Genomic DNA, 19579 nt, shown 5'->3' on the forward strand with positions numbered 1-19579 from the left:
ACTTTTCCTTCAGGCTGGAATTTTCGCGGCGACGGTGCTTTCGCGGATCACCAGTTCGACCGGCAGGACATGGTTTTCGCGATTGTCATCGGCGCCGTGCAGCAGCAGGTCGACGCCGATGCGGCCCAATCTTTCCTTGTCGATCCGCAAGGTGGTCAAGGGCGGATGTGACAGCGCCGCCTGGGCGATATCGTCGAAGCCGACGATGGCGATGTCGCGTGGCATGTTGAGGCCGGCTTCCTGGATCGCGCGCATGGCGTTCAAGGCGGCGCTGTCGTTGAAGGCGAAGACTGCGTCGGGCGGTTGCGGGAGCTTGAGAAGCTGTTGCATGGCGAGATAGGCGCCGGGGTCGACATCCATGCCGGGCGGCGTCATGGCCTCGAGCGTGGGATCGGCCAGCACACCGGCATCGAACAAGGCCTGGCGGTGGCCGCGGAAACGTTCGCGGATACTGTAATGGGCGAGCGAGCCGGAGAGGAAGGCGATGCGCGTCCGGCCCTGGCGGATGAGATGCTGGGTCGCGAGATAGCCACCACGCTGATTGTCGGGGTTGATCGAGAGGAACCCGTCGGCAAGGAGATCGATGAGCGCCACCGGCTTGCCGGTCTCGCGGAACACGGAGAGGAGTTCCGGCTCGAAGAAGCCGGCACAGAGGAGCGCGTCCGGATCGTGGAGGCGGAGCTGATCGGCGACCGGGTCCATCGGTCCTACGGAAAGGAAGGAGGGGACGATGCCCTCCGCGCGGCAGGCTTCCTCGACACCATGGAGGACAGCGGAGAAGAAGGGCGTGTTGGCCAGCGTGTTGTGCTGCCGGTGCAGAAGGAATGCGAGCTTCCGGACCTTGCGCGCCTGGAGCTTTGCGGAATCATAGCCGAGCTGATTGGCAACGCTGCGCACATGGCGCCGGGTCTCGTCGGCGAGACCCGGCTGGTTCTTCAAGGCGCGCGACACCGTGCCGATGGAAACACCGGCGGCACGGGCGATATCGCGCACGGTCACGGCCATGAGAGCGCCCTCATTTTGCCGCCAGCCGGTAATCGATGCGCAAAGGTTGGCCTTTCTTCAAGGCCAGGCCGCGTCTTGCCGCCAGCGGGTGGCCAGCGGGCGGCGATGCCACGCGGCCGAGATCGAAGACGCCGTTCACGGGCTCCACGCCCAGCGCATAGTTGCGGTTGTTCCACGGAAACGCGCCGCGCCCGCCATTGCTGACCCAGAGCATCACGTCGGGCAATTGCTGTTGATCCCACCACAAAGACATCTCGACCCCCTCCTTCTCGTAATACAGCGAAAAAGGCGGGGCGCAATCCTCGAGTTGCAGCAATTCCTCGGTCTTGAGGTTCAAGGGCAGGTGCGTGAGGTCGATTGTGCCGGTGGTGGCCGGCATGTTGGCAAGATCGGTGCTGATGCCGCCGGGCGTCAGGCGCGAGACATTGGTTTCGGTCGGCACGGGATAGGCGACAGCGCGCGTGAAGGGACCGGGCCTCACATTGATGCCGTCTTTCGGCACGCGGAAAGTCGGGTGGAGTGCTACCGGCATCACGACATCCACGCGTGCCCAGATGGTGAGCGAGATGTCGAGAGCCGGCTCATCCGCATCGGCGCTGACCTGCCGCTCCAGGCGATGGATCGGCGAGGTCTCGGGATAATCGATCCCGATGCGGATGTGATGCTTGTCGGCGGAGAGCAGCAACCAGGGCTGGTTGGCGCTGTAGCCATGTTCCCAATGGTCGGTGGGCGTGATAGCGCGCCACCCCTTTTCGTCATGCCTGCTTTTGGTGTCATGCCCACTTTTATCGTCATCCCCGGGCTTGACCCGGGGATCTGCCTGCAACAACTCGGCGGTGGAAGCTGATCCCCGGGTCAAGCCCGGGGATGACGAATTTAAATTTGCATGAGCCTGCGCCAGCCCCTCCGGAAAATCCGTGCGGCCGAAGGGGACGCAGGGCAACTCGCCGCGGAGGTCGCGTAACAAGGGCGGCAGATCCTGGGCGGCTGGATCGTCCGCCCACGGCGCCACGTACATGGGCTGAATGCTGCGGCCATCCGGCAGCTTGAAGGTGACCGGGCCCAGCATGCCACCCATCGCCAGCAACTCGGCGCGGCCGAACTGCCAGTCGAGTTGCCAGCTGCTCATTTTGATGCGGGTGTCTTGGTGGCGGCATAGGTGTCGCCGACCATCAGGCGCACCACTTCATCGCCGTCGGTCTCCTTGACCATGCGTTCTCCGGCAAGCTCGCCGCGCCGCAGGACAAGAATGCGGTCGGCGACGCCGAAGATGTCGTGGAGATTGTGGGAGATCAATATGACGGCAACGCCTTCGGCTTTCAGGCCATGGATGAGTTCCATCACCTTGCGTTGTTCCGGGACACCGAGGGCCGCGGTGGGTTCGTCCATGATGAGGACGCGTGCATCCCAATAGATGGCGCGGCCAATGGCGATGGCCTGGCGCTGGCCACCGGAGAGCGTGCGGACGGGGCCGACGAGTTTCTTCTCGGGCACGACGATATCGAGCCGGTCGAGCACCTCGCGCGCAACTTTGCGCATCTGCGGCCGGTTGATCACGTTGACACCGAAGCGCCGGTGCATCGGTTCGCGGCCAAGGAAGATGTTGCTGCCAACGTCGAGATTGTCGGCGAGAGCCAGGTCCTGGTAGATCGTCTCGATTCCCTTGGCGCGGGCATCCTGCGGATCGCGCAAGATGAGCGGTGCGCCATCGAAGAACAATTCGCCGGCATGGGGATGATAGACGCCGGAGATCACTTTGATGAGCGTCGATTTGCCGGCGCCATTGTCGCCGGCCAGCGCCAGAACTTCGCCGGGCGACACGCTCAAGGAGACATTTTTCAGGGCTTCGACACCGCCAAAGCGGATCGAGATGTTTTTGGCTTCAAGGATTGGGCCCGTCTTAAGCATGGGGGTCATGCCGCCCTCACCAGCTTGTCTTTGTACTGGTCGATGAGCACAGAGAGGATGATGACGACACCGACCGCGATGAACTGCCAGAAGGCATCGACATCGATGAAGATGAGGCCGAACTGGATGACGGCGATGATGAGCGCGCCGATGAGCGTGCCGATGACATTGCCGGTGCCCCCGAAGAGGCTGGCCCCACCGATGACCACGGCGGCAATGGAATCGAGGAGCATCGATTCACCGGCATTGGCGGCACCTGCCGCATAGCGCGCGGTGTAGACGATGCCGCCGATCCCTGCGAAGGCCGCGGACAGGATGTAGATCTTGATGAGGTGGCGCTTCACGTCGATGCCGGCGCGCGCTGCCGATTGCAGATTGCCGCCGATGGCATAGGTGTATTGGCCGAACCTGGTCTGCGACAGGACGAAATGCATGACGAGGAGCAGGAGGCCGGTGACGATGATCGGCATCCAGCCGGTGCCGAGCCACACCAGGCCCGGATTGTCGATCGAGACCGTCATGCCGCTGCCGGCGGAGAGGAAGCCGGCACCGCGGGCGACACCGTACATGCCGAGCGTGCCGATGAAGGCGGGGACGCCAAGGCGCGCCACCAGCGTGCCGCTGATCCAGCCGGAGATCGCACAGACAATGAGCGTGGCTGCGATGCCGACGAGCAGCGCAATTTCCGTGTTGCCGGTCATGAGCGTCACCTGGGCCACGACCACGGCCGCCAATCCCATGACGAAGCCGACCGAGAGATCGATGCCGCTGGTGATGATGACGAAGGTCTGGCCAGTGGCAAGGAGCAGCGGCGCACTCGCCGCCAGCAGGATGGCCTGGGCGTTATAGGCATTGAACAGGAAGGACCGGCCCACCTCGACCTGCGCCCAGATTTCAAAGAAGGCAAGCAGGACAGCCAGAAACAGCCATGGCCACAGGCGGGTCAGCAAGGCAATCCGCCCCAGCTGATCGTCGATCGAGATATCGGTCACGCGCAAAGTCCTTAAAACAGCGATCTCTTGCCTCTCCCCGCTTGCGAGGAGAGGCGGCGAGCGAAGCGAGCGGTGAGGGGGCTTTCTATCCGTGAGACCGAATGTGGCCCCCCACCCCCACCCTCTCCCCGCAAGCGGGGAGAGGGAGCGACCGAGCGACATGCTCGGCCGCCAATCACATCAGTTCGGGCACATCAGTTCGGGCACATCAGTTCGAATAGATGTACTTGTGCACATCCTCTTGATCGATGTTCGACTTGTCCATGACGACGAAGCCGGTGCCCTGCCAGGTCGGGATGGTCTTGCCCTTGATGAGGTCGGAGGCGAATTTGACGCCGACATAGCCCATCTCGGACGGCTTCTGGGCGATTGCCACGTCGACGAGGCCGCTCTTCAGGCTGGCATCGATGCCGGGCACGGCGTCGAACACGACGATCTTCACGGCACCGGTCTTGCCGGCCTTCTTGACGCCTTCCGAGGCACCCATGCCGGAGAAGGTGTTGACGCCGAAGATGCCGGCGAGGTCCGGTTCGCGGGCGAGGACAGCGGCCACATGAGCCGCGGCCTTGTTGGCGTCATCCTCGTTATACTGGGTCTTGAGGACCTTCACGTTCGGGAACTTTTTGATTTCCTCTTCGAAGCCGACCATGCGCGCGTCGGTCGAGGAAATGCCGGGCTTGTTGTTTTCGCAATAGACACTGCCCTTCTCGCCGATCGCCTTGGCGAGTGCCCGGGCGGCGATGCGGCCGCCTTCGGTATTGTCCGAAGCGACATAGGAGAGCGGGAAGTCGGCCTTGCCGCTGCCGGTCTGGTATTTGCCTTCACCGATATAGGTGTCGACCGTGATCACCTTGATCCCGGCATCGGCCGCTTCCTTCAGCGGCTGGATGAGTTGGTCCTTGTCGACCGGCGAGATCAGCAGCACGTCGGGCTTCTTGGCGATGATCGCTTTGAGGATCGGCACCTGGTCAGTGACGTTCCAGGCCTTGGGGATCTGGAACAGGAGCTCGATGCCCTCTTCGGCGGCAGCCTGATCGGCGCCGCGCTTCATGGTGAAATAGAACGGATCCACGACGCCGGGCAGCAAGGCCACGACCGGCTTGCCGGCGGCGCGCGCAAAACCCAGCGGCAGGGTGGCGCCCAGGACGCCGAGGCCAGCCACGCCGGTCAGCGATTGCAGCAGAGTACGACGCTTCATCATCGGATTTCTCCCCTTGTTTAATAAACAGAAATGGTCCCAGTCCAGGTCGCTCTTCGCGGCAACCATGCAAGAATACTGGGACCTTTCGGGAAGTGCCGTCAACCGATGAGAATAAACAGCATGCAGTTTAGTAATCTAACTAAACAAGTATCTGCCTATTGGTCGAAGCGGCCTTTTTCGACGATATGCTCGATCTGCCCACGGCTGACGCCGATGTCGCGCAAGAGATGGTCCGGCAGTTGATGCAGGGCCTGGGTCGCGCGCCGGCGACGATAGGCGCCGATCATCTTCATCAGAAAGCGACCCAGCAGGATCAACCAAGTGTGGCGCAGGCTGCGCGGCAGAACGGTACTGGACATGTTGGTCTCCAACTTTAAGGACCGATGGGGTCAGTCTAGGGACGGGCCCAGTGCCGGGGCTTGGCAGAACTTGCGCAGCCATCAGGCACTCTCGGTTCGACGGTCTGGAGATAGGGCCTTTTGTCGGCGCTGGCTGTGAGCGGGTTCACATAAGCGTTGAACGGAATAAATCTTTCCAATCGGTCAGCTTTAATTGACCATATGAAAAGAATGTGTTCTGATGACCGCCATAGGTAGCCGATCGCCATCCTATGAAGTCGCGTCCCGCACAGATTAATGAGGACGACACGGCGATCCGGCCAGGGAAGTGCTTTTTTGAGCCAACTGGGAGGGAAGCCGATGAGCGAGTACGCCGCGCCAGATATCCGTGCGGGCCGCCTGACAGCCGCAGAAATTGCGGCCAATTTCAACGATGTGAAACCCCCGCTGGATCACAAGCGCGCGCTCGTCGAAAGCAGCCGCTGCTTCTATTGCTATGATGCGCCCTGCATCGAGGCCTGCCCCACCAGCATCGATGTGCCGAGCTTCATCCGCTCGATCGGGACCAACGATCCCATCGGCGCTGCCGAGACCATTCTCGAAGCCAATATCATGGGCGGCATGTGCAGCCGCGTCTGTCCGGTCGAGATTCTCTGTGAAGACGCCTGCGTGCGGAATCATTCCGAAGACAAGCCGGTGCGGATCGGGGCATTGCAACGCTATGCGACCGATGCCCTGGTGGCGGCCGGCAAGCAGCCCTTCACCCGGGCGCCGTCGAGCGGCAAGAAGGTCGCGGTCGTGGGTGGGGGGCCGGCCGGATTGTCGGCATCGCATCGCCTGTCGCGCCTCGGCCATGACGTCACCGTCTATGAAGCGCGCGACAAGCTGGGTGGTCTCAACGAATACGGCATCGCGGCCTATAAGACGGTGCATGACTTCGCGCAGACGGAAGTCTCGTTCATCCTGGCGCTGGGCGGCATCAGTGTGAAGACCGGTGTGAGCCTCGGCCGCGACGTGACGCTCGATGCCTTGCGCAAGGATTACGACGCGGTGTTCCTGGCCATGGGCCTTGGCGGCGTCAACGCGCTGGGGGTGGATGGCGAGGAGATGGCGGGCATCGAGGATGCGGTGGGCTACATCGCGCGCCTGCGCCAGGCCACGGACAAGAAGTCGCTGCCCGTGGGGCGCAAGGTCGTCGTCATCGGCGGCGGCAATACCGCGATCGACATCGCGATCCAGTCGAAGCGCTTAGGGGCCGAGGATGTGACCCTGGTCTATCGCCGCGGCCCGGACAATATGAGTGCGACACACCATGAGCAGGAATTCGCCCAGGTGAACGGCGTCAAGATCAAGCATTGGGCGCGACCGACGAAGCTGCACGGGCACAATGGCGCGGTGCGCGAGATCGCGTTTGAATATACCCAGCTCGACGATAAGGGCCGGTTGATGGGTACCGGCGAGACATTCTCGATTCTGTGCGACACGGTGTTCAAGGCGATCGGGCAGACCTTGGTTGCGGATCCATTGAACGGCAAGGCCAAGGATGTACTCGACATGGCGGGCGGCAAGATCGCGGTCAATGATGATTTCGCCACCTCGGTGAAGGGTGTCTTTGCCGGCGGCGATTGCGTGACATCCGGCGTCGATCTCACGGTGCAGTCTGTCGCCGACGGCCGCGATGCCGCGATCTCGATCGACGCGTATCTGCGGGGTGAGTAGCTACTCTTAATTTGTCGTGGTCCGCGTAGGCGGACCATCCACGAGTTTGGTTGCCGTTGAAGAAAGAAACTCGTGGATCCCCCGCCTTCGCGGGGGATGACATTGAAATTGATCTGTCGGACTTCCCTTAAGGAGGGACACATGGCTGACCTTCGTTCCAATTTCATCGGTATCAAATCGCCGAACCCGTTCTGGCTGGCATCGGCGCCGCCGACGGATAAGGAATATAACGTCGTGCGCGCCTTCCAGGCCGGCTGGGGTGGGGTGGTGTGGAAGACGCTGGGCGAAGATCCGCCCGTGGTGAATGTGAGTTCGCGCTACGGCGCCATGCATCTTGGCCCCGACCGCATGATCGGCTTCAACAATATCGAGCTCATCTCCGACCGGCCGCTCGACATCAACCTGCAGGAGATCAAGCGGGTCAAGCGCGACTGGAAAGACCGCGCCATGATCGTCTCGCTGATGGTGCCGTGCGAGGAGATGGCCTGGAAGAACATCCTGGCGCGTGTCGAGGAGACGGAGGCCGACGGGATCGAGCTTAATTTCGGCTGCCCGCACGGCATGTCGGAACGCGGCATGGGGGCGGCCGTGGGCCAAGTGCCGGAATATGTCGAGATGGTCGCGCGCTGGTGCAAGCAGAACACGCGCATGCCGGTCATCGTCAAGCTGACGCCCAACGTGACCGATGTTCGCAAGCCCGCCCAAGCGGCGAAGAAGGGCGGGGCCGATGCGGTCTCGCTCATCAACACCATCAATTCGATCTGCTCAGTCGATCTCGACCAAATGGCACCCACGCCCGTGGTCGACGGCAAGGGCACCCATGGCGGCTATTGCGGCCCGGCGGTGAAACCCATAGCACTCAACATGGTGGCCGAAATCGCACGTGATCCGGCGACCCATGGAATGCCGATCTCCGCCATCGGCGGCATCGGCACCTGGCGCGATGCGGCCGAGTTCATGTCGATGTCGGCCGGCAATGTGCAGGTCTGCACGGCTGCAATGCATTACGGCTTCCGCATCGTCGAGGAGATGGTGAGCGGCCTTGCCAATTGGATGGATGAGAAGGGCTACCGGACCATCGAGGGCTTCCGAGGCAAGGCGGTACCCAACGTCACCGACTGGCAGCAGCTCAACATCAACTTCAAGACCATCGCCCATATCGACCAGGAGAAATGCATCCAGTGCGGGCTCTGCTATGTCGCCTGCGAGGACACGTCGCATCAGTCGATCAGCGCCAAGCGCGTCAGCGATGGAAAGGGTGGGGGCAAGCGCAAATATGAGGTGATCGATGAGGAGTGTGTGGGGTGCAATCTCTGCTACCACGCCTGCCCGGTGCCGAACGTGATCACGATGGTGCCGCAGAATACCGGCAAGCCCTATCTCAACTGGACCCAGGACCCCCGGAATCCGATGCGCAAGAACGCGGCGGAATAGGGCGGAATTGTCCCCTGGACGACAAAGGCCGGCGCTAAATCGCCGGCCTTTTTCATGCCATCTCGGTGTGCGCAGGAAGCGAATCGGGTTTTTATGCCAGGCGGCTTGCTTGGACGTTCATTCCTATTTAATGATCTTAAGGGAAATATCATCAGTATGCGTGGTACCCTAACTATCTCATTGCAATAGCGCGATTATCGATCCGCACTGGTGGCAGAATCGGCGTTGGTTGCAGACTCGCGGAGTGGCTGGTCGTCATGTCGTCGGTTGCATCTCCTTCGGAAGCGGTTCCCATGCTCGGCTCCGGGCCGGGCATGGCGGCATCGCCGCGCATTGCGCCGCGCTGGAGCGACTGGCTGCGGGCGGAGGGCGGATTCCGGCAGCAGATCGGCAGCAATCTCGCGGCAGCGGCGCTCTATTTCCTGCTGGGACTGGCCGTCGGCCATTATTTCGCGGCCTATGGTTTGTTTCCTGCACCCATCTGGCTGCCCTCCAGTGTTGCCGTGGTGGCGGCTATGCTGGGTGGCTGGCGCTATCTGCCCGGCCTGTTCCTGGGCTCGTTCCTGATCAATTACGGCTATTTCGAGTCGAGCCTGCTGGTGGCGGTTCTCATCTCGCTCACCAATGCAATGGGGCCGATCCTGAGCATCGCGCTGCTGCGGCGCCTGCGGCCGGCCCCGATCCTGTTCAGCAGTTTTTCCGGCGTCGTTCTGTTCATCCTGTGCGCGGTGATCCTGCATCCGGCCATTACGGCGGCGGGCGGCACGCTGGCGCTTAACCTGGATGGCCCGTGGAATCTGACCGCCGTTACCCGGACCTGGGTCAGTTGGTGGCTGTGCGACAGCGGCGGCACGCTGAGCTTTGCCCCCTGCCTGCTGCTGTGGCTGGGCGGCGAAAAGATGCCGGAAGAAGCGACACGGAAGCTGACACGCCAGGACAGGATTGTCTGGGGCGTCGTCGCCATCGTCGTCATCGGTCTCTTTGCCTTGCCGCCGGCACCGATCGCCCTCTTTGCCAGCCTGCCTTTCCTCCTCGTGGTGCCGCTGTCCTGGATCGCGCTCAACACCTCGTTGCGGGCGGCCTATACGCTGGTCTCCCTGGCCTCGGTCATTGCGATGGCGGGGACGGCTGCCGGCGTGGGCCCGTTCCATGCACCGGCCGCGATCAATCCGCTGCAGCTGGCCGGTGAGCTCATCGTCCTCTTCACCATGACGACGCTCACCATTGTCGCCTTGTACCGGGAACGGCGGGCGGCGGAAGAGGCGACACGCGCCAAGAGCATGCTGCTTGCGACCGCAAGCCACGATCTTCGCACACCCTTGAATGCCATCATCGGCTTTGCCGATCTGATGCGCGGGTCCGGCCGGGTGCCGATGAGTGAAGATCGCTACCGGGACTATGCAGGGCACATCCATGCCAGCGGTTCGCTGCTGCTTGGCATGATCGACGAGATCCTCGATCATGCCAAGATCGAGGCCGGCAAACGGCGGATCGCGCCGCAGATGCTGGATGCCAGCGACATTGCCGGCGCCTGCCTGGAGATGATCGCGCCGCGCGCTGCGGAAAAATCCCTGCAGCTGGGGGTCAAGGCATCCGGTCCGGTGGCGCTCTATGCCGATGAGCTGGCGTTGCGCCAGATCATGCTGAATTTGCTGTCCAATGCCGTGAAGTTCACCGACCCCCATGGCAGCATCGACATCCATCTCACGGCCCATGCCGAAGGTGGCGGTGTTGTCGAGGTCGCGGACACGGGCATCGGCATGAGCGAGGAGGAATTGGCGCAGGCGCTGGTTCCGTTCGAGCAGACGGGTGCTGGCCGCAAGCATCAGGGCGGCACGGGCCTCGGCCTTTCCATCGTGCTGCGCCTGGCCGAAATGCATGGCGGCAAATTCTCGATCACCAGCGCGCCCGGCAAGGGCACCAGCGTGCGGATCAGTTTCCCACCCGCACCGACGGTTTGAGCGTATTCGCAGCTGCGAAAAATCGTTGCCCGCTCCTTGCGATTATGAAACTATCGTGACGCGAGTTTGATAGGCGGCCGGAGTCTGAAGGCTCACGCGCTGCACTTGCACCCGACCAATATTCGGCCACTCATACCCCCTGGCCGTCGGGTGGGCTCGTACTCAAGGGGTACAGCAAAAAACGCGACATAATTCTATCGCAGGAGAAGGCTATGATCCGGGTAACTCGACGTGCTTTTCTGCATGCTTCGGCCGCGATGTCGGCCCTGTCCGTCACCACGGTGTTGCCACGCGCCGTGCGCGCGGCGGATGCCATCAAGGTGGCGGCCATCTATACCGTGCCCATCGAACAGCAATGGGTGAGCCGCATCCACAAGGCGGCCAACACCGCGAAGGAGCGCGGCGATATCGAATATGTGTTCTCCGAGAAGGTTTCCAACACCGACTATGAACGCGTCATGCGCGAATATGCCGAGGCCGGCCATCAGCTGATCGTCGGCGAAGCCTTTGCGGTGGAAGACGCCGCACGCGCGGTCGCCAAGGATTATCCGGGTGTCGCCTTCCTCATCGGGTCGAGCTTCAAGCCGGATGCGGCCCTGCCGAACTTTGCGACCTTCGACAATTACATCCAGGATGCTTCGTACCTCACCGGCATGATCGCGGGTGCCATGACCAAGAGCGGCAATATCGGCATGGTTGGTGGCTATCCGATCCCGGAAGTGAACCGGCTGATGAATGCCTTCATGGCAGGTGTGAAGGAAGTGAAGGCGGATGCCAAATTCCAGGTGGCCTTTATCGGCTCCTGGTTCGATCCGCCCAAGGCGAAGGAAACCGCGCTGGCGCAGATCGATGCCGGGGCGGATCTCCTCTATGCCGAACGCTTCGGCGTCTCCGATGCCGCCAAGGAAAAGGGTGTGCTGGCGGTGGGCAACGTCATCGACACCCAAGCCGATTATCCCGATACCGTCGTGGCGTCGGCGCTGTGGCATTTCGAGCCGACGCTCGATCAGGCCATCGCCAAGGTGAAGGCGAAAAGCTTCACGGCTGAGGATTACGGTGCCCTCTCGTTCATGAAGCCGGGTGGCTGTTCCCTCGCCCCCCTGGGCACGTTCGAGGCCAAGGTGCCGGCCGACATCGTGGCCAAGGTCAAGGAGCGCGAGGCCGCGATCAAGAGCGGCGCGTTCCAAGTCGCCATCGACGATAACGAGCCGAAATCGAGCTGATGCCACAAGCGATGGATGGCCAGTCGGGGGATGTGGTCCTCCGGCTGGCCGGCATTTCCAAAAGCTTCGGCGATCTCAAGGCCAATGACGATATCGGCTTTGAGCTTTGCCAAGGCGAAGTGCTGGCCTTGCTCGGTGAAAACGGCGCCGGCAAGACGACGCTCATGAACATTCTCTTTGGCCATTACGTGGCCGATGCAGGCGAGGTCACGGCTTTTGGCAAGATCCTGCCGCCGGGCAGTCCACGCGCGGCGCTCGATGCCGGCATCGGCATGGTGCACCAGCATTTCACCCTGGCCGACAATTTGAGTGTGCTCGACAATATCGCCCTCGGCACGGAATCGCTCTGGTCGTGGCGATCGCAGGCGGCCGCGGCGCGTCAGCGGATCGCGCAGCTGGCGTCGGATTTCGGTCTTGCCATCGACGCGGACGCGCGGGTGAGCGCTCTCTCGGTCGGCGAGCGGCAGCGGGTCGAGATTTTGAAGGCGCTCTATCGCAACGCCCGCATCCTCATTCTCGACGAACCCACGGCGGTGTTGACGCCGCAGGAGAGCGAGGGCCTGTTCGCGACCCTGGAAAAGCTGGTGGCGCGGGGCCTTGCCATCATTTTCATCTCGCACAAGCTGCATGAGGTGCTGGCGGTGAGCGACCGAGTGCTGGTGCTCCGCCAAGGCCGGCTGGTCGCGGGCCGCGACACGAAGGGTGCCACGCGCCAGGAACTGGCGGAGCTGATGGTCGGCCGGCCGATTCCGGTCCCCAAGGTCGAGCCGCAGGCGGCGAGGGACGAGCTTCTCCATCTCGCGTCCATCACCGTCAAAGGCAGCCATGGCCGCAACGATCTCGATGCGGTCGATCTCTCTTTGTGTGCTGGCGAGATTCTCGGTATTGCCGGGGTGAGCGGTAACGGGCAAGCGGCACTCGCCGACTTTCTCGGCGGCCTTACCGCGGCCAGTGCCGGTCAGTTCTCCCTGTTCGGTGAGGCGATCGTCCATGCCGATGCGGCCGCGATGGTGCGGCGAGGTGTTGGCCGCATTCCGGAAGACCGGCATGCGGTGGGCCTCATCGGCGACATGCCGATCACCGAGAACATGATCAGTGAGCGCTACCGCGAACGGCCCTTCTCGAAGCATCATCTCATCGATTGGCAAGCGGCGCGGACATTCGCCGAAGGTATCATCGCTGGTTTCGATGTGCGTTGCCCGGGGCCGCAGGCGACGGCGCGGCTGCTGTCCGGCGGCAACATGCAGAAGCTGATCCTGGGCCGCGAGATGGCCGGCAACCCGAGGCTCATCCTGGCCGCCCAGCCGACACGCGGTCTCGATATCGGTGCGGTGGGCTATGTGCATGAACAGCTGCTGGCCGCGCGCAGGCGGGGTGCCGGCATCCTGCTGATCTCGGAAGATCTCGACGAATTGCTGACCTTGAGCGACCGTATCGCCGTCATTTATCGCGGGCAGCTCTCGGCGCCCATGGCGCGTGCCGATTTCTCGGTACAGCAGATCGGCTTGATGATGGCTGGGCATGGCTTTGTGCGCGAGGGCGATAGCCATGCGGCTTGAACCGCGCCTGGAAACGCCCTGGGTCTTGTGGCTGGCGGCGCCGGCAGCTGCCGTCGGCGCCAGCCTGATGATCGCGGCCCTTTTGGTGTTGTGGAGTGGTGCCGATCCATTCGGTGTCTTCGGCCTGGTCTTGAAGGGCGCATTGGGCTCGCAATTTGCGATCTTCGAAACGCTGACCCGGGCCACGCCGCTCATCTTCACCGGCCTTGCCGCGGCAGTGGCCTTTCGGGCGCGCCTGTGGAACATCGGTGGCGAGGCGCAGTTTTATGGCGGCGCCATCATGGCAGCCTTGCTCGGCACCGGCCTGCTGCCGCTCCCCAGTCCGCTCCTCGTTCCCATCCTGCTGGTTGCCGGTGCCTTGGCGGGTGCCTTGCTGCTGCTCGGTCCGACCTTGATGAAGACGCGCTTTGGCGTCGACGAGGTGGTGACCACCTTGCTGCTCAATTTCATCGTGCTGCTGTTCGTCTCGTTCCTGCTGGAAGGGCCCTTGAAGGACCCGATGGGCATGGGCTGGCCGCAATCGCGGCACATCGTCGAGGCGGCGCAGCTGCCCAAGATCATTACCGGCAAGCGCCTGCATCTCGGCTTCCTCATCGCCGTCGCGATGGCGCTCATCGTCTGGTTCATCAACACGCGTACCATCCATGGCTATGAGATGCGCGCTGTCGGCTTCAACCCGAGGGCTGCGCGCTTTGCCGGCATGAAGGTCGATTTCGTGATGGTGAAGGTGGCGCTGCTCTCGGGCGGGCTTGCCGCCATGGCCGGTGTCTCGGAGGTGATCGGGCTCAAGGGCAATCTCACCCTCGATCTCTCGCCCGGCTTCGGCTATGCCGGCATCGTGGTCGCTATGCTGGCCATGTTGCATCCGCTGGGTGTTGTGGCAGCCTCGATCTTCGTCGCCGCCATGTTCGTCGGCGCCGATGCCATGAGCCGGCAGGCCGGTGTCCCCAGCTATATCGCCCAGGTCATGGTGGCGACCGCACTTCTCACCATGGTGGTCGCGATGCTGTTCACCCGCTTTCGCCTGAAGTGGAGGTGAGGGATGGCGGCGCTTGAGATCATCTTCACCGCGAGCCTGTGGGCGGCTGCCATCCGCATCGCCTCGCCGCTCATCTTTGCGACGCTGGGTGAGCTCATTTGTGAGCGCGCCGGTGTCCTCAATCTCGGTATCGAAGGCATCATGACGGTGGGCGCCTTCACCGGCTGGTTCACGGTCTATATGGGTGGCGATCTTTGGGTGGGTGTTGCAGTGGCGGCGGCCTCGGGTGCGGCCTTCGGCCTGCTGCATGCGCTCCTCGTCGTGCCCTTGGGCCTGTCGCAGCATGTGACGGGCATCGGCATCACGCTGCTCGCAACCTCGCTCACCTCCTATGTCTATCGCGTGGCCTTGCCGGAAGTGACCAGCCCGCCCAAGATCGAACCGTTCGCAGCCTTGCCGATTCCGGGCCTCAGCCATTTGCCCTTCCTGGGCGAGGCTCTGTTCAACCAGACGCCGCTCACCTATCTCGCCTTCGTCTCGGTGGCGCTGGTGGCCTATATCCTTTACCGGACGCCGGTCGGATTGGCGGTGCGCATGGTCGGCGAGAATCCTTCCGCCGTCGAGGCCCAGGGCATCGATGTCACCTTGCTGCGCATCGGCGCCGTCATGGCAGGCAGTGCCTTCATGGCGCTGGGGGGTGCCTTCCTCACCATGTCGGCTTTCAACTCATTCTATTTCGACATGGTGAATGGCCGCGGCTGGATCGCCATCGCGCTGGTCGTGTTCGGCTCGTGGCGTCCCGGCAAGGCGCTGCTGGGAGCCATCCTGTTCGCGGCGTTTGACGCCTATCAGCTGCGGCTGCAGCAGATCGTGGCAGGTGTGCCCTATCAGTTCTTCCTGATGCTGCCCTATATCCTCTCGATCCTGGCACTCGTTACCATGGCGCGGCGGGCCGGCTATCCGCGCGCGCTCATGCTGCCCTATCGCAAGGGCGAACGCTGATGACAAAGGTGAGTCCATGTTCGATCTGATCGTGCGCCATGCAACCCTGCCCGACGGGCGCCAGGATATCGATATCGGTATCAAGGGCGAGAAGATCGTCGCGGTCGAACCGAATCTGCCTGACGCTGGCGAAGAAACCATCCAGGCACGCGGCCTGCTGGTGAGCCCGCCCTTTGTGGATGCGCATTTCCACATGGATGCGACCTTGAGCCTGGGCCTGCCGCGGCTCAACCAATCGGGCACCTTGCTGGAGGGGATAGGGCTCTGGGGCGAGTTGAAGCCGCATCTCACCCAGGAGGCGATCATGGAGCGGGCGCTCCGCTATTGCGATTGGGTGGTGGCGCGCGGCCTGCTTGCCATCCGCTCCCATGTCGATATCTGCGATCCAAGATTGCTGGCGGTGGATGCGCTCCTTGAGGTGAAGAAGCGCGTGAAGCCCTATCTCGATCTGCAATTGGTGGCATTTCCACAGGACGGCTATCTGCGCAGCAAGGGCGCCGTCGATCTTCTCAAGGCAGCACTTGATCGCGGCGTCGATGTGGTGGGCGGTATCCCGCATTTTGAACGCACGATGGCCGATGGGGCGGCTTCGGTGCGGGCGCTGTGTGAACTCGCTGCCAATCGCGGCCTGCTGGTCGACATGCATTGCGACGAGACCGACGATCCGATGTCGCGCCATATCGAGACGCTGGCGGCGGAGACGCATCGTCTGGGGCTGCAGGGCCGTGTCACTGGCTCGCATCTTACCTCCATGCATTCGATGGATAATTATTATGTCAGCAAGCTCATTCCGCTGATGGCGGAGAGCGGTGTCGCTGCCATCGCCAACCCGCTCATCAACATCACCATCCAGGGTCGGCACGACACCTATCCGAAGCGCCGAGGCATGACGCGCGTTCCTGAATTGATGGCGGCTGGCATTCCGGTGGCCTTCGGCCATGATTGCGTGATGGACCCCTGGTATTCGATGGGGTCGGGCGACATGCTGGAGGTGGCCGGCATGGCGCTCCATGTCGGGCAGATGACCGGTGTGGAGGCGATGCGCGCCTGCTTCCAGTCGGTGACCGAAACGCCGGCGAAGATTCTCCATCTCGACGGCTATGGATTGGCGCCCGGCTGCTATGCTGACCTCGTCCTTCTCGATGCCGGCGACCCGATCGAGGCGATCCGTCTCAAAGCCGCGAGATTGAAGGTCCTGCGCCGCGGCAAGGTGGTGGCGGAGGGGCCGGGCGGCGCGATGTCGCTGAAGCTCCCCGGCCGGCCGCAGGATGTTTCATTCCATCACAAAGGCGGGTAAGCGGCGCTGCCGCCGCTCACCCGCATTCGTCAGGCTGCGCCTTGCAACAGGAAGTCGTCGTCGTGCAGGGATGAAATCTGCACGTTGCGCAGAGTAATCGAATCGTTGGGACCGAAATCGATCACCACACCATTGCCGACATTCTGCGCGTGGGAGATAACCGAGGCGAAGTCGAGTGCGCCATCGACATCGCGCAAATCGACGCGGTCACCGCCACCGGCGCCCGCTTGGAAGCCGTCGATGATGACGTCGCCGATACCGATGAAAATGTCGTCGCCGCCGCCGCCGATCAGCGTGTCATGACCGTTGCCGCCAATGAGCACGTCATTGCCGATCCCACCCATGAGCGTGTCGTCGCCATCACCGCCGATCAGCACATCATCACCGGCCCCACCATCGAGAATGAGGCCGATCTTGCCTGCTGCGACGCCGGTGGCGTCAATCACGTCGTCGCCATCCAGGGCATGGATCGTCAGCCGGTCATTGGCGCCTTCGGCATGTTCCACGGTGATCTGCGCGTGGAGCCCATTGACGACGATGCTGTCGTCGATCGAGGCGACAAGAATGACATCGTCCTTGCTGGTCGCATTGACGATGACGTCATCGGCCGCGGCGTCACCGGTGCCGTTGGTCGCGGCCAGATCGACCGTTACATGGGTGACGTCGGTGGCGCTAAGATCGCCCACGGTAACTTGATCGGGTCCGCCAAGCGTATGGACCGTTACATGTTCGATGCCATCAAGGTCCATGGTGGCATTGCCGACATTGCGGAACAGGAACACACGCTCGCCATTGGCTGCGATGTCGATCTGTTCGCCCACATTGGAGCCATTGAACAGCAGTGTGTCGATGCCACCCTGGCCTTCGACAATGTCACTGCCATCGCCCGGATCCCAGATGAAGGTGTCGTTGCCGGCGCCCATCAGGGCTATGTCGTTGCCGCGGCTACCGCGGATAGTATCGTCGCCTGTGCCGCCAAGGAGGGTATCCGCCCCGTCGCCGCCAAAGACCGTGTCGTTGCCGGCACCGCCATCGATGGTGAGACTGACGGCGATGTCGCGCAGGAACCTTGCATCAATGAGATCATTGCCGCCTTCTCCGTTGACGATGATGTTCTCGACACCGGTGATATCCATGCCGGCCGGCACCGGACCGGTGCGGTCGACATGGGTCAAGCTGCCGTTGAAGCTAAGGATGAAATGATCGCCCGTGCTGGCGCCCGTGATCTCGACCGTGTCGATGCCGGCGCCGCCGTCGGCCGAATGCTGGCCTTCGCCGGACTTCCACAGGAACCGGTCGTTGCCGCCATCGCCGAACAACTGATCATTGCCGCCACCGCCGGCGAGGGTGTCGTTGCCCTCGCCGCCGTGGAGGCTGAGGCTGATCTTGTCCGGCGCGAGGCCGGTCGCATCCAGGACATCGTCGCCGCCCAGCGCATTGATCGTCAACCGGTCATTGAGGGCTTCTGCATGGGTGACGTCGATCTGCGCCCGTAGGCCATTGACGAAGATGGTATCGCCGATGCTGGAAACACGGACAGTGTCGGCGTCATCGGTCGCAAGGGCGATCACATCGTCGGCGACACCGTCGCCGGTGCCAAGAGATGAGGCGAGATCGACTGAGACATGAGTGACGTCGGTTCCACGGAGGTCGCCCACCGTGACCTGGTCCGATCCGCCGAGCGCGCGGACCGTCACATGCTCGGTGCCGTCGAGATCCATCGTGATGTTGGCGATGTTGCGGAACAGGTGCACACGCTCGCCATCGGCCGCAATGTCGATCTCTTCGCTGGCGTTAGAGCCGTTGAACAGCAGCGTGTCGATCCCGCCCTGGCCTTCGACAATATCGCTGCCATCGCCCGGGTCCCAGACGAAGGTATCGTTGCCCGCACCCATCAGGGCTGTGTCGTTGCCACGGTTACCGTCGATGGTATCGTTGCCATTGCCACCGAGGAGGGTGTCGGCGCCGTCGCCGCCGTGCAGCGTGTCATTGCCGCCGCCGCCGTCGATCGTCAACTGGACGGCAGCATCGCGCATCTGACTGGCATCAATCGTGTCATTGCCGCCCCTGGCGTTGATGTGGATGTTCTCAACGCCCGTGACATCGACGCCGGAGGGTGCATCACCCGCCCGGTCAATGTGGATTATGCTCCCGCTCGAGGTGACGGCGAAATGGTCGGCGCCTTTGGTGCCGGTGATCTCAACCGTGTCGATGCCGGTGCCGCCATCGACACTGTCCTGGCCGTCACCGGTCTTCCACAGGAAGCGGTCGTCGCCGCCCTCGCCGAACAGCTGATCGTTGCCGGTGCCGCCGGTCAGCACATCATTGCCCTCGCCACCGAACAGGGCATCGTCGCCACCGCGACCATTGAGCGTGTCATTGTCAGCAAGGCCGAAGATGATGTCATTGCCCGAGCCGCCGGTGACGAGATCGTTGCCGTCGCCACCGAAGAGATGTGCCGGCGGCAGGGGGCCGTGGGATTCGTCCAGCACGATCCGGTCGTCGCCACCCTGGCCCAATATCTGGATGAGCTTGGTATTCGCGACGGTCGGCCGGCTGCTGTCGGCCGGATCGCTCTCGATCGGAACGGCACCGCCATTGATGAAAATGTGGCCCCGCGCGTCGCGTGAGATGGTGACCTGCTGCGCGCTGTCGTCGGCAAAGACGGTGAGAAAGCCAAGTTCGCTGAGGAAGGTGGCGTGGACCGTCGGGTTCGGGGCAGGGTGATGCGGCTGGCAATGAGCGGAGCCGGGCACAATCGCTTGAGTCATATGGCGGTATCCTTGCTGGAGGGGTTTCTGTGCGGATAGGTGTTTTCACGCCCGCGATAACCGTCGCGGCGCGCGGTCCGAAGCCGCTCCATCCCTGTGAGCCCGGCCTGTGCAGGCTAGTCAGGGCGTGTCCCTCAACATCGGGAGGATTCCCCATTTTTTGGCCTATCACGGCCTTGTCACCGCACCG

The 19579-nt window shown here is 62.7% G+C and carries 15 protein-coding genes; 8 read left to right on the forward strand and 7 right to left on the reverse strand.

Translation table 11 applies throughout. The annotated features are described in order from the left end of the window. Window positions 1-9 precede the first annotated feature (9 nt). The 6 genes from AC1DWZ_RS08250 to AC1DWZ_RS08275 all read right to left on the reverse strand — a co-directional run bounded on the left by AC1DWZ_RS08250 (window position 10) and on the right by AC1DWZ_RS08275 (window position 5465). A complete protein-coding gene (locus tag AC1DWZ_RS08250) occupies window positions 10-1005 on the reverse strand; it encodes a LacI family DNA-binding transcriptional regulator (protein ID WP_477168400.1) in 996 nt (331 codons plus the stop codon). A gap of 10 nt (window positions 1006-1015) precedes the next feature. Beyond that, complete coding sequence (locus tag AC1DWZ_RS08255) at window positions 1016-2134, reverse strand: hypothetical protein (protein ID WP_477168401.1); 1119 nt, start codon at window positions 2132-2134, stop codon at window positions 1016-1018. After that, on the reverse strand, window positions 2131-2922 hold the full coding sequence (locus tag AC1DWZ_RS08260) for an ATP-binding cassette domain-containing protein (RefSeq protein WP_477168402.1): 792 nt from the start codon (window positions 2920-2922) through the stop codon (window positions 2131-2133). The genes AC1DWZ_RS08255 and AC1DWZ_RS08260 overlap by 4 nt, the downstream gene beginning before the upstream one ends. Continuing rightward, complete coding sequence (locus AC1DWZ_RS08265; protein WP_477168403.1) at window positions 2919-3905, reverse strand: ABC transporter permease subunit; 987 nt, start codon at window positions 3903-3905, stop codon at window positions 2919-2921. Before AC1DWZ_RS08265 ends, AC1DWZ_RS08260 begins: the two co-directional genes overlap by 4 nt. A gap of 208 nt (window positions 3906-4113) precedes the next feature. After that, window positions 4114-5106, reverse strand: coding sequence for an ABC transporter substrate-binding protein (locus tag AC1DWZ_RS08270; protein WP_477168404.1), 993 nt, complete (start codon window positions 5104-5106; stop codon window positions 4114-4116). Between the two features lie 155 nt (window positions 5107-5261). Next, the gene (locus tag AC1DWZ_RS08275; RefSeq protein WP_477168405.1) at window positions 5262-5465 is read right to left on the reverse strand and encodes a DUF1127 domain-containing protein; all 204 of its coding nucleotides are present in this window, start codon (window positions 5463-5465) and stop codon (window positions 5262-5264) included. 339 nt (window positions 5466-5804) lie between these two features. Between AC1DWZ_RS08275 and AC1DWZ_RS08280 the strand changes: the two genes are divergently transcribed. The 8 genes from AC1DWZ_RS08280 (at window position 5805) to AC1DWZ_RS08315 (ending at window position 16618) form a co-directional block, all read left to right on the forward strand. Next, window positions 5805-7163: an NAD(P)-dependent oxidoreductase gene (locus tag AC1DWZ_RS08280; protein WP_477168406.1), complete on the forward strand. Its 1359-nt coding sequence runs from the start codon at window positions 5805-5807 to the stop codon at window positions 7161-7163. A gap of 141 nt (window positions 7164-7304) precedes the next feature. Beyond that, complete coding sequence (gene preA, locus AC1DWZ_RS08285) at window positions 7305-8597, forward strand: NAD-dependent dihydropyrimidine dehydrogenase subunit PreA (RefSeq protein ID WP_477168407.1); 1293 nt, start codon at window positions 7305-7307, stop codon at window positions 8595-8597. A gap of 257 nt (window positions 8598-8854) precedes the next feature. After that, window positions 8855-10558: an ATP-binding protein gene (locus tag AC1DWZ_RS08290; RefSeq protein ID WP_477168408.1), complete on the forward strand. Its 1704-nt coding sequence runs from the start codon at window positions 8855-8857 to the stop codon at window positions 10556-10558. A gap of 212 nt (window positions 10559-10770) precedes the next feature. Next, on the forward strand, window positions 10771-11781 hold the full coding sequence (locus AC1DWZ_RS08295) for a BMP family protein (RefSeq protein WP_477168409.1): 1011 nt from the start codon (window positions 10771-10773) through the stop codon (window positions 11779-11781). Further along, window positions 11781-13340, forward strand: coding sequence for an ABC transporter ATP-binding protein (locus AC1DWZ_RS08300; protein WP_477168410.1), 1560 nt, complete (start codon window positions 11781-11783; stop codon window positions 13338-13340). Before AC1DWZ_RS08295 ends, AC1DWZ_RS08300 begins: the two co-directional genes overlap by 1 nt. Then, entirely contained in the window at window positions 13330-14379 is a 1050-nt protein-coding gene (locus AC1DWZ_RS08305; protein WP_477168411.1) for an ABC transporter permease, read from the forward strand. Before AC1DWZ_RS08300 ends, AC1DWZ_RS08305 begins: the two co-directional genes overlap by 11 nt. A 3-nt stretch (window positions 14380-14382) precedes the next feature. Continuing rightward, on the forward strand, window positions 14383-15321 hold the full coding sequence (locus AC1DWZ_RS08310; protein WP_477168412.1) for an ABC transporter permease: 939 nt from the start codon (window positions 14383-14385) through the stop codon (window positions 15319-15321). Window positions 15322-15337: 16 nt separating this feature from the next. After that, a complete protein-coding gene (locus AC1DWZ_RS08315) occupies window positions 15338-16618 on the forward strand; it encodes an amidohydrolase family protein (protein WP_477168413.1) in 1281 nt (426 codons plus the stop codon). 29 nt (window positions 16619-16647) lie between these two features. Here AC1DWZ_RS08315 and AC1DWZ_RS08320 read toward each other — a convergent pair whose 3' ends face one another. Next, complete coding sequence (locus tag AC1DWZ_RS08320; protein WP_477168414.1) at window positions 16648-19389, reverse strand: beta strand repeat-containing protein; 2742 nt, start codon at window positions 19387-19389, stop codon at window positions 16648-16650. Window positions 19390-19579: the final 190 nt, after the last annotated feature.

The organism is Dongia sp. P2_B8, assembly GCF_056404715.1.

Bases quoted from the DNA above. Each gene is read 5' to 3' on its own strand.
- AC1DWZ_RS08250 (WP_477168400.1), bottom strand. From the start codon at position 1,005: ATGGCCGTGACCGTGCGCGATATCGCCCGTGCCGCCGGTGTTTCCATC.
- AC1DWZ_RS08255 (WP_477168401.1), bottom strand. From the start codon at position 2,134: ATGAGCAGCTGGCAACTCGACTGGCAGTTCGGCCGCGCCGAGTTGCTG.
- AC1DWZ_RS08260 (WP_477168402.1), bottom strand. From the start codon at position 2,922: ATGACCCCCATGCTTAAGACGGGCCCAATCCTTGAAGCCAAAAACATC.
- AC1DWZ_RS08270 (WP_477168404.1), bottom strand. From the start codon at position 5,106: ATGATGAAGCGTCGTACTCTGCTGCAATCGCTGACCGGCGTGGCTGGC.
- AC1DWZ_RS08275 (WP_477168405.1), bottom strand. From the start codon at position 5,465: ATGTCCAGTACCGTTCTGCCGCGCAGCCTGCGCCACACTTGGTTGATC.
- AC1DWZ_RS08280 (WP_477168406.1), top strand. From the start codon at position 5,805: ATGAGCGAGTACGCCGCGCCAGATATCCGTGCGGGCCGCCTGACAGCC.
- preA (WP_477168407.1), top strand. From the start codon at position 7,305: ATGGCTGACCTTCGTTCCAATTTCATCGGTATCAAATCGCCGAACCCG.
- AC1DWZ_RS08290 (WP_477168408.1), top strand. From the start codon at position 8,855: ATGTCGTCGGTTGCATCTCCTTCGGAAGCGGTTCCCATGCTCGGCTCC.
- AC1DWZ_RS08295 (WP_477168409.1), top strand. From the start codon at position 10,771: ATGATCCGGGTAACTCGACGTGCTTTTCTGCATGCTTCGGCCGCGATG.
- AC1DWZ_RS08300 (WP_477168410.1), top strand. From the start codon at position 11,781: ATGCCACAAGCGATGGATGGCCAGTCGGGGGATGTGGTCCTCCGGCTG.
- AC1DWZ_RS08305 (WP_477168411.1), top strand. From the start codon at position 13,330: ATGCGGCTTGAACCGCGCCTGGAAACGCCCTGGGTCTTGTGGCTGGCG.
- AC1DWZ_RS08310 (WP_477168412.1), top strand. From the start codon at position 14,383: ATGGCGGCGCTTGAGATCATCTTCACCGCGAGCCTGTGGGCGGCTGCC.
- AC1DWZ_RS08315 (WP_477168413.1), top strand. From the start codon at position 15,338: ATGTTCGATCTGATCGTGCGCCATGCAACCCTGCCCGACGGGCGCCAG.
- AC1DWZ_RS08320 (WP_477168414.1), bottom strand. From the start codon at position 19,389: ATGACTCAAGCGATTGTGCCCGGCTCCGCTCATTGCCAGCCGCATCAC.